The organism is Azospirillum sp. INR13 (assembly GCF_015390205.1).
Lineage (GTDB): Bacteria > Pseudomonadota > Alphaproteobacteria > Azospirillales > Azospirillaceae > Azospirillum.
On record NZ_VUOI01000002.1, the window covers coordinates 58,390 to 73,292 of the forward strand.

At 66.7% G+C, this 14,903-nt stretch carries 16 protein-coding genes; 6 read left to right on the plus strand and 10 right to left on the minus strand.

Translation table 11 applies throughout. From position 1 onward, the window contains the following. Positions 1–11: 11 nt before the first annotated feature. Both F1643_RS02075 and F1643_RS02080 read left to right on the plus strand, forming a co-directional pair. The gene (locus F1643_RS02075) at positions 12–1,430 is read left to right on the plus strand and encodes an HlyD family type I secretion periplasmic adaptor subunit (RefSeq protein ID WP_255542313.1); all 1,419 of its coding nucleotides are present in this window, start codon (positions 12–14) and stop codon (positions 1,428–1,430) included. A 2-nt stretch (positions 1,431–1,432) separates the two neighbouring features. Then, on the plus strand, positions 1,433–2,785 hold the full coding sequence (locus tag F1643_RS02080; protein WP_194910259.1) for an SEL1-like repeat protein: 1,353 nt from the start codon (positions 1,433–1,435) through the stop codon (positions 2,783–2,785). 73 nt (positions 2,786–2,858) lie between these two features. Here F1643_RS02080 and F1643_RS02085 read toward each other — a convergent pair whose 3' ends face one another. The 5 genes from F1643_RS02085 to F1643_RS21995 form a co-directional block, all read right to left on the minus strand. Then, positions 2,859–6,359: a glycosyltransferase gene (locus tag F1643_RS02085; RefSeq protein WP_255542314.1), complete on the minus strand. Its 3,501-nt coding sequence runs from the start codon at positions 6,357–6,359 to the stop codon at positions 2,859–2,861. Further along, positions 6,326–6,940 carry an NUDIX hydrolase gene (locus tag F1643_RS02090; RefSeq protein ID WP_194910261.1) on the minus strand — a complete coding sequence of 205 codons (615 nt, stop codon included), beginning with the start codon at positions 6,938–6,940 and terminating at the stop codon, positions 6,326–6,328. The genes F1643_RS02085 and F1643_RS02090 overlap by 34 nt, the downstream gene beginning before the upstream one ends. A 52-nt stretch (positions 6,941–6,992) precedes the next feature. Then, positions 6,993–8,000 (minus strand): kinase, encoded by a 1,008-nt coding sequence (locus F1643_RS02095; RefSeq protein ID WP_194910263.1) that lies wholly within the window; start codon positions 7,998–8,000, stop codon positions 6,993–6,995. Between the two features lie 71 nt (positions 8,001–8,071). Further along, a complete protein-coding gene (locus F1643_RS21990) occupies positions 8,072–8,833 on the minus strand; it encodes a radical SAM protein (protein WP_255542315.1) in 762 nt (253 codons plus the stop codon). 11 nt (positions 8,834–8,844) lie between these two features. Beyond that, positions 8,845–9,573, minus strand: coding sequence for a radical SAM protein (locus F1643_RS21995; RefSeq protein WP_255542316.1), 729 nt, complete (start codon positions 9,571–9,573; stop codon positions 8,845–8,847). A gap of 457 nt (positions 9,574–10,030) precedes the next feature. Between F1643_RS21995 and F1643_RS02105 the strand changes: the two genes are divergently transcribed. Then, positions 10,031–10,651, plus strand: a complete 621-nt coding sequence (locus F1643_RS02105) for an SIS domain-containing protein (RefSeq protein ID WP_194910265.1) — start codon at positions 10,031–10,033, stop codon at positions 10,649–10,651. Between the two features lie 33 nt (positions 10,652–10,684). Here F1643_RS02105 and F1643_RS02110 read toward each other — a convergent pair whose 3' ends face one another. The 5 genes from F1643_RS02110 to F1643_RS02125 all read right to left on the minus strand — a co-directional run bounded on the left by F1643_RS02110 (position 10,685) and on the right by F1643_RS02125 (position 12,121). Next, positions 10,685–10,894: a hypothetical protein gene (locus F1643_RS02110; protein ID WP_194910267.1), complete on the minus strand. Its 210-nt coding sequence runs from the start codon at positions 10,892–10,894 to the stop codon at positions 10,685–10,687. Positions 10,895–10,960: 66 nt separating this feature from the next. Then, positions 10,961–11,338, minus strand: a complete 378-nt coding sequence (locus tag F1643_RS02115; protein ID WP_194910269.1) for a hypothetical protein — start codon at positions 11,336–11,338, stop codon at positions 10,961–10,963. Between the two features lie 48 nt (positions 11,339–11,386). Beyond that, complete coding sequence (locus tag F1643_RS02120; RefSeq protein WP_194910271.1) at positions 11,387–11,695, minus strand: hypothetical protein; 309 nt, start codon at positions 11,693–11,695, stop codon at positions 11,387–11,389. Further along, positions 11,688–11,816 (minus strand): hypothetical protein, encoded by a 129-nt coding sequence (locus tag F1643_RS22000; protein ID WP_255542317.1) that lies wholly within the window; start codon positions 11,814–11,816, stop codon positions 11,688–11,690. The genes F1643_RS02120 and F1643_RS22000 overlap by 8 nt, the downstream gene beginning before the upstream one ends. Next, the gene (locus F1643_RS02125) at positions 11,816–12,121 is read right to left on the minus strand and encodes a hypothetical protein (protein WP_194910274.1); all 306 of its coding nucleotides are present in this window, start codon (positions 12,119–12,121) and stop codon (positions 11,816–11,818) included. Before F1643_RS02125 ends, F1643_RS22000 begins: the two co-directional genes overlap by 1 nt. Positions 12,122–12,395: 274 nt before the next feature. On the opposite strand from F1643_RS02125, the gene F1643_RS02130 reads away from it, so the two are divergent. From F1643_RS02130 to F1643_RS02140, 3 genes are read left to right on the plus strand one after another with little or no spacing between them, the layout of a single operon-like run. Then, positions 12,396–13,028, plus strand: a complete 633-nt coding sequence (locus F1643_RS02130; RefSeq protein ID WP_194910276.1) for a hypothetical protein — start codon at positions 12,396–12,398, stop codon at positions 13,026–13,028. Continuing rightward, positions 13,018–14,082: an aminoglycoside phosphotransferase family protein gene (locus F1643_RS02135; RefSeq protein ID WP_194910278.1), complete on the plus strand. Its 1,065-nt coding sequence runs from the start codon at positions 13,018–13,020 to the stop codon at positions 14,080–14,082. Before F1643_RS02130 ends, F1643_RS02135 begins: the two co-directional genes overlap by 11 nt. Continuing rightward, a complete protein-coding gene (locus F1643_RS02140; protein WP_255542318.1) occupies positions 14,075–14,902 on the plus strand; it encodes a transketolase in 828 nt (275 codons plus the stop codon). The genes F1643_RS02135 and F1643_RS02140 overlap by 8 nt, the downstream gene beginning before the upstream one ends. The last annotated feature ends 1 nt before the right edge of the window (position 14,903 follow it).

Consider the following 14,903-nt stretch of genomic DNA (forward strand, 5'->3'; position numbering starts at 1 on the left):
GAGCGCGTCCCTTGACCGCACAGAAGCTTGCGAAAATCGAGACGGCGCGCATTCCTGCCAACGACGCTGCAGCGCGCGTACCGGCCCCGCCGCTCGACAAGCGCGCCAAGGCGCGCGGGAAAGCGGCGATCGGCGCCTTCCAGAAGGATACGGAGGCGATCCAGAACGCCCCCGATCCCTTCCTAGCGCGTTTCACGCTGCATCTGCTGGCGCTGTTCGTGATCGGCCTTATCACCTGGGCGACGCTGTCCTACCTGGACAAGATCGTCGTCGCCCAGGGCAAGATCATCTCGGTCGAATCCAACATCATGGTCCAGCCGCTGGAAATGGCGACGATCAAGAAGGTGCTGGTGCACGAAGGCGACGTGGTCCGCAAGGGCGAGGTGCTGGCGACGCTGGATCCGACCTTCACCCAGGCCGATGTCCTGCAGCTGGAATCCCGCCTCGCCAACGCCGATGCGCTGATCGCCCGGCTGGAGGCCGAGCATGACGGCAAGACCTATGTTCCGTCCGCCGATCGCTACGGCTTCGGCAAGCTGCAGGAGGCGCTGTGGCGCGAGCGTCAGGCGCAGTACCAGTCGCAGATGCAGAACTACGAGGAGAAGCTTGCGCGCCTGCAGTCCAACGTCACCAAGTACGAGATGGACCGCGTGCACCTGAACGAACGGCTGAAGGTGGTGCGCGAGATCGAGAACATGCGCTCCTCGCTGCTGGCCACCCAGGTCGGCAGCAAGCTGAACCTGCTGCAGGCCACCAGCGACCGCATCGACATCGAGCGCAATCTGGTCCTGAACCAGAACGAGCTGCAGGGCAACCGCCACGACCTGCAGGCCCTGCTGGCCGAGCGCGACGTCTTCATCCAGCAGTGGAACGGCAAGATCATCGAGGAGCTGACCACTCAGCGCAACGAGCGCGAAGCGATGCGCGAGCAACTGACCAAGGCGCGCAAGCGCCAGTCGATGGTGCAGCTCGACGCCCCGACCGACGCCATCGTGCTGGAGGTGTCGCCCAAGGCCGCCGTCGGTTCCATCGCCAAGGAGGCGGAGGCGCTCTTCACCCTGGTGCCGGTCGGTTCCGCCCTGGAGGTGGAGGCCAGCATCGACGCCCGCGATCTCGCCTTCGTCCAGGTCGGCGACAAGGTACGCGTGAAGCTGGAGGCTTATCCCTACATGCAGCACGGCGCGCTCGACGGCGAGGTGGTGACGATCAGCGAGGACTCCTTCTCCAGCAAGGACGATCCGACCAAGTCGCTCTACTACCGGGCGCGGATCAAGCTGCTGACGACGACCCTTGACAACGTGCCATCCAACTTCCGCCTGATTCCGGGCATGCCGCTGTCGGCCGACATCAAGGTCGGCGAGCGCCGGATCATCACCTATTTCCTGCGACCCATTCTGCGCGGGGTCGACGAAAGCCTGCGGGAGCCCTGATCTTGTTCGGCAAGCTGCTGAAGCGAAGCAAATCCACCGGTTCCCGCAAGCCCGATTTCCAGCGCGGTCTCGCTGCTTTTGAGGCCGAAGATTATGCCGCCACGGTCGCCGACTGGCTGCCGCTGGCCGAACGCGGCCATGCCGAGGCGCAATACCGCATGGGCCAGCTCTATGCCCGCGGCCAGGGGGTGGTGCGCGATTTCGGCGATGCCGCCCACTGGTTCCGCAAGGCGGCCGAGCAGGGGCATACGGAAGCGCGGTTCTCGCTCGCCCTGTGCTACGCCAACGGCGAGGGCGCGGCGCAGGAGAGCGCGTTGCCGGTGCGCTGGTACAAGACCGTAGCCAAGTCCAACCCGGCGGCGGCGGAAGCCAACCTGGCCCTGCTCTATCCCAACGGGCTGGGCATCGGGCCGGACATTTCCCAGGCCCTGCACTGGTACAGGCTGGCCGCCGAGGCCGGCCATGCCGAGGCGCAGCACCATATCGGCCTGCTCCACGCCTTCGGGCAGGGGGTGCCCCAGGACCATGCCATTGCCGCCGAGTGGTACAGGAAGTCGGCCGAGCAGGGCTATGCCGTGGCCCAGCATGCGCTCGCCTCCCTCTATGCCAACGGCCAGGGAGTGGAGCGCGATATCGAACAGGCGATCGCCTGGTACGAGCGCGCCGCCGCCCAGGGCTTCGTCAACTCCCAGCTGGCGCTCGCCATCGTCTACGAGCATGGCACCGGGGTGGAGGCCGATCCGGCCCGCGCGGCTGCCTTCTACCGTCAGGCGGCCGAGCAGGGCCATCCGGTGGCGCAGGTCAATCTCGGCCTGCTCTATGCCCGCGGCCACGGGGTGCCCAAGGATTACCGCGAAACCCTGAAATGGTGCCGCCTGTCGGCGGAGCAGGGCAACGTCAACGCCCAGTTCAACCTGGGCCTGATCCACTCCAACGGTCTTACCGGTTCCCCCGACCATGCCGAAGCCGCGGTCTGGTACCGGAAGGCGGCGATGCAGGGCAATGTCGGCGCTCAGGTCAATCTCGGCCTGCTGCTGGCCCATGGCTGGGGTGGTCGGCCCGAACTGGTCGAAGGCGTGGACTGGCTCCGCAAGGCCGCGGCGCAGGGTCACAGCGGCGCCATGACCAACCTGGGCGCCCTCTACGCCACCCGCGACAGCAAGGCCTACAACCCGATCCAGGCCTATGTCTGGTACATCATGGCCGCCGCCTCCACCCAGCCCGGTCCCGAGCGCGAAGGGCTGGAGGCCAAAGCGCATGAACTGGGGGCCGCGTTGACCAGCGAGGACCGCCACAAGGCGCAGGTCATCATGGAAGAGTGGAAGAAGAACCCCAAGCTGATGGTGACCGGCTGACGGCAACGGACGGGGGCGCTCCCATCGCCTCTGCCGGCCCCCTGCCGGGAAAGCCCCTGCCGGTGGGGTGCCGTCACCTCTCCCCGCCATTCAGACGGTGCAGGCAGAGGCTGTCGACGGTCACCGTGGCGTTGCCCAGATGGACGATGCGGAACTCCAACCCGCCGTCCGGACGGTAGGAGAGGGTGGGAATCCGGAAGGCGACGGTTGCGCCCTCCGGAAGGCTCGCCGCGGCTAGGCCTCCGGACAGCAGCTTGGTGTCGCCGTTCTGGATGATCTCCATTCCCAGCACGGGCTGGTCGGCAGCGCGGACCCCTTCGGCCTTCCCCGTCACCACCAGGCGGTAATCACCGGCGGGAAGCCTGATGTGCGGGCCGTAGAGCATATAGCTGGGCACTGCATCCACCGGGACCCGGACCGGACCGGCATTCCCGTGGCCGTCGACCACCATGCTGCGCTCCATGCGCTCCAACAATTCCAGCCCGCCATTGTCCATCCGGAGGCTGTCGGCCCGCCGGACGACCAGCGGGTTGCCCAGAAGGGGCTGCCGCCGGTCCGGTCCGGCAAGTGCCGGCCACAGACGCAGGCGCAGAGGGTCGGGGCCGGTCTCCGGCAGATCCGCCGTGGCCAGGTCCGCCGTGGTCGACTCCCGCACCGCCACGCCGTTCCTGCGCAGCCGGGCGGCGAAATCGGCGATGCCGTCGGCATTCCCCTGGAAGGCTTCGTGCTCGTCCAACCCTCCCCAGGTCAGCAGGTCCGGCGTCCGCCCGACCAGGATGCCCCCCGTTCCGGAGAAACGGTGCAGCAGGACCTCCGCCGGCCCGTCCGATCGAGACAGCCGGTCCAGCGCGTGGGCCAGAAAGTCGGGAGGCACCCTGTCGCCGCCTAAAGGGGCGCCGCCCGCCGGTACTCCGGAGATGAGCGCGGTAACGTCGGCGGCAGCGGCAAGCAATCCGGCATTCAGCCCGCGGTTGGGATGCGGCACGCTGTCGGTCTGGCAGCAGGCGATCACCAAATCCGCTTTGCGCGCCGCCCCTTCCGGCACATCGTCGTACAACTCCACCAGGATGCGTTCGCAGCGCTCCCGGTCCACTGTCTGGCGCTCAAGCTCCCCAAACAGGATGCGGTGGTTCCGCTGCGCCCGGTCCACCAGAACCACGGATAAGGCCGGCGTGCCCGCGGTGGTCATCCGCTGACTCCAAGGGCCGCGCCAGCCGTTGCGGGCGATCTGCTGGGTTCGGAAATAGGGGCTGATCAGCCGGGCCCGGTAATTCTCCGTGTCGACCAGCGTCCGTTCGATTTGCGCGGCATTGACGGCAGGATCTTCGGTCGCCGGGCTTCCGCCTTCCGCCTGAAGGCGCAGCAGGATGTCCCGCGCCTCGACCGCGACCATGCTGGAACCGGCAAGCCGGGTCAGCAGTTCGACGGCCTCCTTGCGTTCCGCCTTCCCGGTCAAGGCCGTCAGCTTTTTCGCCAGATCCAGCTGGAAGAACGGAAAGTCCGGGTCGAGGCGCACGGCTTCGCGGGCATGGGCGAGCCCAGGCACTCCACCGCCGGCGGCGCGGGCAAGATAATGGTGCAGCGAGGCGCGTATCAGGCGGATCAGGTCTCCCCGCAACCGTTCCGAGGATTGCGGCTCCCCGTGCTGCTTCCGGTGCGCCTTTTCCGACAGCCCTTCGACCACCCGGTCCAGATAGGTTCGGTAATTGAAGAAGCGCTCGAACAGGTCGTAGGGGAGGACATCGTCCTCCGGGGCAAGCGCCCAGCCGTCCGGCTTGGCCGCCAGGGTGATCTTCATGGCCCGCAACGCGTCGGCGATATCCTGCGCCGTACCGAAATGCAGCCGCGCCCGCAATGCGTTGAAGCGCGGCACGAGGTCGCGCGGTCGACGTTCGATCCACAGTTCCTGAAAGGCGAACAGCCGCGTGCGCAAGGCTGCGGCGGCCGAGCCGGCGGGAACCGGATCCCCAGCCCTCCCGGACTCTTCGCTCGACGCCATCAGGCGGCATCCCAGCCCGATCAGCATCTCGCGCGCCATGTCGTTCGCCGCCCGGCCCACCGCGGGATCGTTCCAGGGGCCGTGCCGGGGGACGTGCCGGGGGTCGTGTTGGTCCAGCACGGCTTCCCCCGGCACGGCTTCCCCCGGCACGGCTTCCCCCGGCACGGCTTCCCCCGGCACGGCTTCCCCCAGCACGGCTTCCCAATGCGCGATGTTGGCGGCCTCCAGCGCTTCGACCGCCTCGGTGCGGCCGCCGCCCGGCTGCCACCCTTTCCAGAAGACGACGCGCTTCTGGACCCGCTCCTGCAGGCCGACCCCGCTGCCCGGTCGCCGCAGCGGCCGCGGCCGGGCCGCCAGCACCGTGCAGAGCCGCAGGTAGTGCGATGCGACGACGTCCGGGGCCAGGGCTTGGCGCAGGCGCGGCGCGGCGCGCCAGGCGCGGGCCTCATGCTCGTCATAGCGGTCGAGCACCTGACGGATGGTTCGCGCCAGCCCGTCGGGCGTGGCCGGGTAGCTGACCAGCCCATGGTCGCTGCCGGCATAGAGCGGCAGCACGCTGCCTTCCTGCACCAGCGTGACGCAGCCCATGCAGGCGGCCTCGATCCCGCGGGTCACCATGCCGCCGGGACGCCGGTAATAGGCGACGGCCAGTCTGCTGCGCGACAGGAGGTCGTAATAGGTCGCGTTGTCCAGGAAACCGTTGAAGCCGGCCAGCCGCAGCCCCTCGATCCCGAGAATCTGGTGGATCAGCGCCGCCTTGTCGGGATGCCAGGCTGCGAACAGGGTGCCGGACAGGAACAGGTCGACGTCACGGTCCCGCCGCCGCAGCCGGGGCAGGCCGGCAGGGTGGCCGAAGCTCTTGGGCACGGTGGTGACGGGCGCATCCACCAGGGGCCGGACCCCGGCATGCTCGGTATGGTCGGTGACCAGGACCTCGTCGAACAGCCGGAGCCAGGGCAGCATCGCCTGGATGTGCATGTCGTAGTCGGCGGTCTGGCCGAGGAGCGGGCAGGGCAGGCTGTCCAGATCGGGCGGGATCTGGTGCCATTCCACCATTTCGCACAGGACGAAATCCGGCGGCGCCTCGCCCCGCCACAGCCGGTGCACCGAGGCATAGGGGGAATTCGGCCGGTCACCCGTTGCGTGGCCGATGTTGGTCAGGGCGAATTTCGGGTCCAGCCCCCCGCCGGCCAGCAGCACATGCGGACCGGCGGAGGGGGACGGCAGCAGCGACAGAACCTTGATCTGCGGTTTGCGCAGCAGGGCCAGCAGGGAGCGCGCATGGGCTTGCCAGGGGGCTTGCCGGGGAGAGGGGGACGACGCGTGCGACGTCGACGCGGCCAGCCGTGCCAGCAGGGCGATGGCGCCGGTTTCATCGCCGGCGATCCACAGGGTGGCGGCTTCGTGGAAACGCGGAGCGGTCCCGTCGAAACGGCCAAGCCCGTCGATGGCTTCGTCGGTACGGCCGATCAGGCCGAGGGCAGCATGGTGCTGCCAGAGATCGTCGCGCCCGAGTGCGATGAGCCCGGTATAGTTCCCCGTTACGAAGAGGTGTTCGGCGTCGTTTCTCTGCATTTCCGCTTCAGCCAGGCCAGGGCGCGGTAGATCCCGATCAGAGTCGCCGCATCCTCGATCTCGGAGTTGTCGGCCATCCGCTCCACCGTTTCCAGGTCGAACAGAGTGGTGGCGCCGAGACCTATTTCGATTTCATCCGATCCGTCCCGACAGCGAACATCCTCCGGGTCGGCCGGCCGGCAGCGGCGGGCCAGGAACAGCAGGCCCCGTGCCGCCATGGTCGCTCCCTCCGGCGTGAAGGAGCCGAGCGGGATCAGGTCCTCCGGCCGGCAAACCAGTCCGGTTTCCTCGGTCAGTTCGCGCCGGGCGGCATCGGCCGGATTCTCACCCTCGTCGATGAAGCCCTTCACCATCTCCCAACTGCGCTGTCCGAGCGGATGGCGATGGTTGTGCAGCAGGGCGAAGCGACCGTCCGTTTCACCCAGCACGGCAATGCCCGTGACCATGCCGGGGCCGGCATGCACCGGTTCGACCACCAGATAGCCGTCGACGGTGGTGCCGTCGCCGCGCAGGTCGTCGGCATACACCCGCCATTTGCTGTTCGCATAGACGAGGCGGCGTGAGGTGAGGATGGGAGGCATCGACCGATATGAGGCAGCAGGTATCCGGGATGGTTGCTGTTCGGGAGGGGGGTCAGTCCGCCCCGACCTCGAACATCGGTTCGTAGACGATGATCTTGCTGCCGCCGTAATCGATGCCGAACTTCACGGTGATCAGCCGGTTCAGCCGTTCGATCAGGCGGCGGCGCAGCTCGGGTTTGACGAAGAACAGCATGAAGCCGCCGCCGCCCGCCCCCAGCAGCTTGCCGCCAGTGGCCCCGGCCGCTCTTGCCTCGGCATAAATCTCGTCGACGGTCGGGTTGCTGACCCCATTCGCGAGCTGACGCTTGAGCTGCCAGGCTTCATGCATCAGCTCTCCCAGTCTGAAGGTCGGCTCGCGTTCGTTGCTGAGGAGCGACACGCCCTCGTCCACCATGGCGCGGATACCCTGCAACTGCCGCTCGCGCCGGTCCAGATTCTCGATCTTCTCCCCGGCGACCTCCGAGGCGATGCGCGACAGGCCGGTGAAGACCAGCAGCATCGACGACAGCAGCTCCTCCCGGCGCTCCGGGTTGATGATCAGGGGAGTGACGGCGAAGCCACCGTCGGTGTGGAAATCGATCCGGTTCAGTCCGCCATAAGCGGCCCAGATCTGGTCCTGGCAGCCGACATTTTCGCCGATCACCGTCTGCTCGATCCGGATGGCTTCGCTGGCCAGTTGCCGCTTGCTCGCCATCTCGCCCCGCTGGGCATAGAGCGCGTTCAGCAGCCCGACGGTGAAGGAGGAACTGGAGCCCAGCCCGGAGCGGGCAGGCAGGTCGGCGTCATGATGGACCTCCAGCCCGCTGTGCGCCTTCATCTCCGAAAAGACGGCGCGGACGGCCGGATGCTCGATCTCCCCGATGCTCTTCGCCAGTTCGATGCGCGAGTAGGCGATGCGGTACTTGTGCTCGAAGAAGGGAGGCAGGCTGCGGACGTTGAGATAGCAGTACTTGTCGATCGCAAGCCCGAACACGGCTCCGCCATGGCGCCGGACCCAGGTCGGATAGTCGGTGCCGCCGCCGAAAAGTGAAATGCGGAATGGTGTGCGGCTGATGATCACGGACGGCGTTCCTTATCGTTCATCCCGGTCGCAACCGCTTGAAATGTCCGGCCCGACCACTCCCCGGCCATTTATTCCGCGGCCACACCCGTCGCATTTTCGAGCAGTGCGCGAGGCAGGGTATGCTTGGTCATCTGCTCGATATGTTCACGCGTTTCCCAGCCGAAGCGCTGGGCCACCATGTCCAGATAGCGCTTGTTGGTAAAATATTCGGTAAAGGCCTGGTCACGGAAGCGCAGCACCTCCGACGCCGTGATCTTTTCCGTCGGCAGCGGGGTGCAATCATGGCTGTGCTGGGAATAGCCGCTCCACTGCTCCGGCAGCGCCCAGCCCTTTTCCAGCGCCATGGAGTAGAGCGGCGAGCCCGGATATGCCATGGCCGAATAGAAGTTGCCGAACTCGCAGTTCAGTTCCTTGGCCAACTCCAGGGTCGCCCGCATGCTGTCCAGGTCGTCGTCGGGCAGACCGAAGATGTAGTTGCCGATGACATGAATGCCGGCGGCCTGGATCGACTGCACCACGGCGCGGATGTCGTCCTGGCTGAAGGATTTGGACGCGCCGTCGCGGACATGCTCGCTGCCGGACTCGATGCCCAGCGCCAGCCAGCGGAACCCCGCCTTGCGGAGCTTTTCCAGCATGTGCGGCTTGACCGTGTCGATGCGGGCATAGGCCCAGATGTTCAGGTCGTGGCCCAGTTCGATCAGCTTGTCGCAGATGGCCAGCACATGGCGCTCGTTCAGGACGAACATCTCGTCGATGAACTTGTAGGTCCTGACGCCGTATTCCCTATAGAGCCGGTCGATCTCGGTGACGACGGCATCGGGCGAACGCATGCGGTAACGGTTCACCCGAACGGCGCGTTGATGCAGCAGAAGCTGCATTTGTAGGGGCAGCCGAGCGAGGTGTAGATGGAGGCATAGGGCTGGCGCGATCCGAGATCGCCGAAACACTGCCAATTGTGGGCCCGGTACTGTCCCATCGGCAGCAGATCCCACACGTCGCCGTGCAGGTCGCCGTCGAGGTCCTTGATCAGGGCCGGGGCGAGGTTGCTGCGGATCGCATCCGTGTCTGCCTGGCGATAGACCAGCCCCTCCACCGAGTCCAGGGAGGGCTCTTCCTCCCTCAACGCGTCGAGGAGCTGGGCGACGGTCACCGGCCCTTCGCTGTTGCAGGCGAAATCGACCGCCTCCTCGCGCAGGGTGCGCTCCGGCAGGGCGGCGACATGACCGCCGACGATGATGATGGGCTGGTCGGGCTTGCGGGCCTTGATCGCCCGGCAGGTCATGCCGGCTCCGACCATCTGCTGCGTCGATGCCGAAGGCTGATGGCCGAACACCACCATCGCCACCAGCCGCGGCGACAGTTCCGCGATCCGCTCCGCCACCTGATCGGCGGTCAGATGCTCCGCCTCGGCGTCGATGATGACGATGGAATTGCCGCGGTCCCGGGCATAGCCGCCGATCAGACGGCACCACAGCGGCGGCTCGATAGCCGTTAACGTCGATCCCAGGGACTGGTAGATTTTGGTCCGCTCACCGGGATTGACGAGGACGAGGTCTATTTGAGCGCGCATCGTGGAACTATCGAAACCATCGTTAGAGAGAACGGCGGGGAATCTAGTCGAAAAGGCACTGTTCGTCTAGGATAAAGGGCGTGAAGCGCCCGCCGAGTCCGTCGGAGAAATGGGAAATACTGAGGTGAATAAGGGTGTTTTGTGAAAGTTCCGGATAATGCTACGTCAATGCTATTGGTTGACTGGAGTAATGTCTGGAAGTATATGAGCGCGGTCTGCCTTGGCGTGCTTGCGCAGGAACACCGACTGATCTCAAGGAGAGGTTGAGTGGATGCGTTGCTGAAGGCTCGACTGCGGACCCTGCCGTCGCGATGGCTTTTCCGCATTGCCCGCGCCCGCCGGACGACGATGGGGGTCACAGCGCACAAGCGCGACCATGCGGCGATAGAGCCTGTTGAACTCACGCAGTTGGCGAGCGTAGATAGCGTGCAGTCCCATCAACGATAGAGTTGCCGCCATGCCGTTTCCCGAGCACCCCTATCCCGACGCGGGGCAGTATCTTGCCGCCTATCGCGAGGAGCTGGTCCGGGCTTGGCATGGATTGGATACCGGCGCCGTGGCGCGGGCGGCGGCGATGGTGGACGAGGCGGTGCGGGCAGGCAGGATGATCTACGCTTGCGGCAACGGCGGGTCGGCTGCCATCGCCAACCACATGCTGTGCGATTTCCTGAAGGGCATTCAGACGGGAACCGGCCTCTCCCCCCGGGTCGTCAGCCTTTCGGCGAACATCGAACTGATCACGGCCATCGCCAACGACATCGACTATGCCGATGTCTTCGTCTACCCGCTGCGCACGATGGCGCAGCCGGGGGATCTCCTGATCACGGTCAGTTCATCGGGCAACTCGGAGAACATCGTGCGGGCGGTCCAGTGGGCCCGCGACAACGGGGTGGGTACGGTGGCGCTGACCGGCTTCTCGGGCGGACGCAGTGCCGGGCTGGCAGATGTCAATGTGCATGTCGAGACGCGCAATTACGGCATCGTGGAGGACGTGCATCAGTCGCTGATGCACGTCCTTGCCCAGTATCTGCGTCAACGTGCCATGCCGGCGGCGCTGGTTGCCGAGAGCGCCTTCTGAAAGGGCACGTCCGCCTTCATCCTGTCCGGGGGCTCAACTCCCCACGGGGCGCAGCCGCTCCAGCAGGTCGGTGAGGGGAAAGCCGGGCGCTTCTTCCAGCGGACAAGCCGGGCTGGGCGTGTCGGACAGGACGGCACCGTCCCCGTCCAGGATCATGGTGCGATACTGGACATGGATCCCGGACAGGCTCCCCGTCCTGTCGAAGCGGGCCAGAAGCTCATAGGGCATCATGACGGTCTGCATGTCGGTTCTCCTGTCGGCGAGGGGGCTCCCCCCAAAGGGAAGATGGGGGAAGATGGGGGAGGGGCGTTACGCGACCGGGCTGCCGTCCGGCCATCGCCAGGTGTCGCCATCGGACACGGCCAGACGGCGGTTCGCGGAGCCGTTGGAGACGTGGGCCAGCCGCCCGGCGGGGGTGGCGGTCGGCAGGGTGGCGACCGTATAGCTGCGCAAGGACAGGTGGCCGCCGGCATCGATGACGGTGGTGCTGTCGTTGTTGTGGCCGACCGTGCCGTCGCTGCGGCAGCGCAGCACCTCGCGCAGGCCGCCGCCCTTGTCGGCGGTCATCATGATCAGGGCGCCCGGTACCGCACCGCCTGCCGGTGCCCCGTCGACCTGCACGCGAAGCAGGCCGACATTGCGCCATGCGGTGCCGTCGTAGCCAAGCGCAATGAAATCCGCGACCACATCGCCATTCACCACCGGCTTGGGCTGGGCCGCCGTGCCGCGGGCGCCCTAGGCCCGGAAGGCGAGGTTCATCGAGCCGTCGATACAGCCGTTGATCGTGTAGCCGCTGAACCGGTCGGTAACGGTCTGGGAAACTGGACCGGTGAAGGCGGGCGATGTCTTCGACGCCTTGGCGTCCAGGGCGCCCTGCAGTCCGGCGACGTCGGCGACCGCATGGCCGTGACCTGTGGCAGCCAGTCCGGCGCGCAGCGAAGCGACACTGGTCCGGCAGGTGGCGGTTCCGGTATCGACCGGCAGGATTTCCGCCCCGGTCAGCGTTCCGGCGTCGGGAAGCTGGTAAATGCAGATTTCAGTCATGGGATTGCCTCGGGACGATTCGAACGCCGGAGCGCGTGACGAGCTGGTCCCCGGAGCGGGTTGCCAGCACCGCGGCCAGTTGCCGTATTGCGGCGAACAGCCGGCCGATCCGGGCCGCCATCACGCCATCTCCGTGATGTACAGCACGCCATCGCTGGCGACGCGCAGCACCGCGAGCTTCTCGCCCGGCACGACACGGAAATATTCGGGAATGCCGGCCGGCAGGTAGTGGGCGTTTGCCGTCGCGGCCGGCGCGTTGCCGAGGGTGAAACGGCAGTGCGAGGTCGCAACGAGTCGCACCACCGTCGTCGTGGTCCCGAAGCCGACGGACGCCTGCGAGTCCGGACCGATCGGCACCTCCTGCGCGACACCTGGTCGCAGAGCCTGAATCCGCTGGCCGAAGTCATCCATTGCCAGGATCGACATAGGATCGATAGCCTTTCTGCTGGAGTTGGCGGTTTTCTCACCTGCCCGCGGGCCTGGACGACCTTGGCGGGTGCCCTGTCCAGCCCACCCTTCCGGTTGCATAGGGGCCAAGACAGCCAATCCTCCGAAAGCGAACCGGAGCCACGGCTTCGGCGAGGTTTCTCTGAATTAATTCCTAAGACTTTATTCCCGTCAAGTGCTGTCTGAAAAAGCCGATATCGCTTGACACGCGAATCCAGATTATGAACATGCACGCGGCGGAAGGCTGGGGACCATGCGGATCGGCATCGATTTCGACAACACGATTGCCTGCTATGACGAAGCCTTCGTGACGGCTGCCCGGGAGCGCGGCCTGCTTCCCGCATCCTTCAGCGGCACCAAGATTTCGGTTCGTGGCGAGGTGCGCGCCCTGCCCGACGGCGAACGGCAGTGGCAGGCGCTGCAGGGGTGGGTCTATGGGGCCGGCATGTCGCGCGCCGTCCTGATTCCCGGCGTTGCCGACGTCCTGCGACAGCTCCGGCGGCGGGGCGACGAGCTGTTCATCATCAGCCACAAATCGGAATACGGTCATTTCGATCCGTTGCGCATCAACCTGCGCGAAGCGGCCCTGACATGGATGGAAACCCAGGGATTCTTCGCTGCCGATGGGCTCGCCCTTCCGCGGGACAACGTCTTCTTCGAAGCCACGCGCGACGCAAAGGTCGGCCGCATCGCCGCGGTCGCCCCGGATCTGTTCATCGACGATCTGCCCGAAGTGCTGGAGCATCCGGATTTCCCGGCCACGGTGCGGCGGGTCCTGTTCGATCCGACGGGGGAAGAGGGCGGGCAGGGGGCTGTCGCGGCGGGGGTGTGCCGCCGGTCCGACTGGCTTTCCATCGGCCGGGAGGTCCTTGCCCTTGGCAATTGACGCGATCAAGTCGTCCAGCGGGCAGTCCGCCGGGCCGCCCACCGATCCCGTCGTCGAGGCGGCCCGCGCGCTGCTTGGAGAGGTTCCGCAGGCGGCCCGGCCGGTCCTGCTGGGCGGCAACAACCGCATCTACCGCCTGGAGTGCGGCGGCCGCAGCGTCGCCCTGAAATTCTATCCGCGCCAGGACAGCGATCCGCGAGACCGCCTGGGTGTCGAGTACGAGGCGCTGGAATTTCTGGCCGCGCACGGCGTCACCTCCATTCCCCGGCCACTGGCCTGCGACCGCGGCCTCGGCTGCGCCGCTTACGAGTGGATAGAGGGCGAGCGGATCGTCACCCCCTCTCCGGACGAAATCGGCGCGCTCGCCAGCTTCCTGGCCCGGCTGCACGGCCTGCGCCTGGCTTCGGGTGCCGGACGGCTACGCCCGGCCTCGGCCAGCTGCTTTGCCCCGGCGCAGGTGGAGGCGCAATTGCGCTCCCGTCGCATCCGGCTCGATCCGGTGCTGGCCGACGAGCCGGCGCTCGCCCGTTTCCTTGCCGAGCGGTTCGATCCGCTGGCTGCGGCGGTGCTGGCCGGCATGCGCCGCCGCCTGGGCGGAGGGGAGGGGTGGGAACGACCGCTGGCCGAGGAGCGGCGGACGCTGAGTCCGTCCGATTTCGGTTTCCACAATGCTCTGCGCCGTGGTGCCGAGGTGATCTTCCTCGACTTCGAGTATTTCGGTTGGGACGATCCGGTAAAGGCGACCTGCGACGTTATGCTGCATCCCGGAACCGGCCTGGATGAAAACCAAGCTGATCGCTTCCTTCAGGCGGTTCGTCCTGTGTTCGTCGCGGCGGATCCAGGATTCGACGAGCGACTCGATTATCTTTATCCTGCATTTGCACTGATTTGGTGCCTTATCCTGCTGAACGAATTCCTGCCGGACAGCTGGGCGCGCCGCGTCCGGCCGGGGATTTCGGAAGACCGCCGCACCGTCCTGTCCAGGCAGCTGGAAAAGGCCGAACGCCTCCACCAACGGATCGTCTCACGTCATGGGCCAAGCTCCTTTGTCTGACCGCATCTCACCGCCGCTCGACGAACGCTCCCTGCATCTGCGCCGGCTCGTGGCCGGTGCCATGGTACGGGCCGGACGCGGCCATCTCGGTCCGGCGATGTCGCTGATCGAAATCCTCCGCGTCCTCTACGACGACGTGATGCGCGTCCGTCCCGGCGAACCGGGCTGGGCGGAGCGTGATCGCTGCATCCTGTCCAAGGGGCATGGCTGTCTGGCCCTTTACGCCATCCTGGCCGACCACGGTTTCTTCCCGGTGGAGACGCTCGACAGCTTCTGCCGCCATGACAGCATCCTGGGGGGGCATCCCGAATACGGCATGGTGCCGGGGGTGGAGGCGTCGACCGGTTCGCTCGGCCACGGGCTGTCGATCGGCCTGGGCGTGGCGCTCGCCCTGCGCATGCGCAAGAGCGCGGCGCGGGTCTTCGTGGTGATGGGCGACGGCGAGATCAACGAGGGGTCGGTGTGGGAGGCCGCGCTGTCGGCCGGCAAGCACGGCCTGGACAATCTGGTGGCCATCGTCGACTACAACCACTTCCAGTCCTATGGCCCGACCGCCGTGGTGCAGGATCTGGAGCCTCTGGCCGACAAGTGGCGCGCCTTCGGCTTCGAGCCGCTGGAGGTCGACGGCCACGACGTCGCCGCCCTGCGCGACGGCTTCGGCCGCCTGCCGCTGAAGGCCGGCCGGCCAAGCGTGCTGATCTGCCACACCGTCAAGGGCAAGGGGGTGCCGCCGGCCGAGAACAACGCCGACTGGCATCACAAGAACAAGCTGAAGGACGCCGAGCTGGAAGCCGTCCGCGCCGCCCTGGGGGATTTCTGAC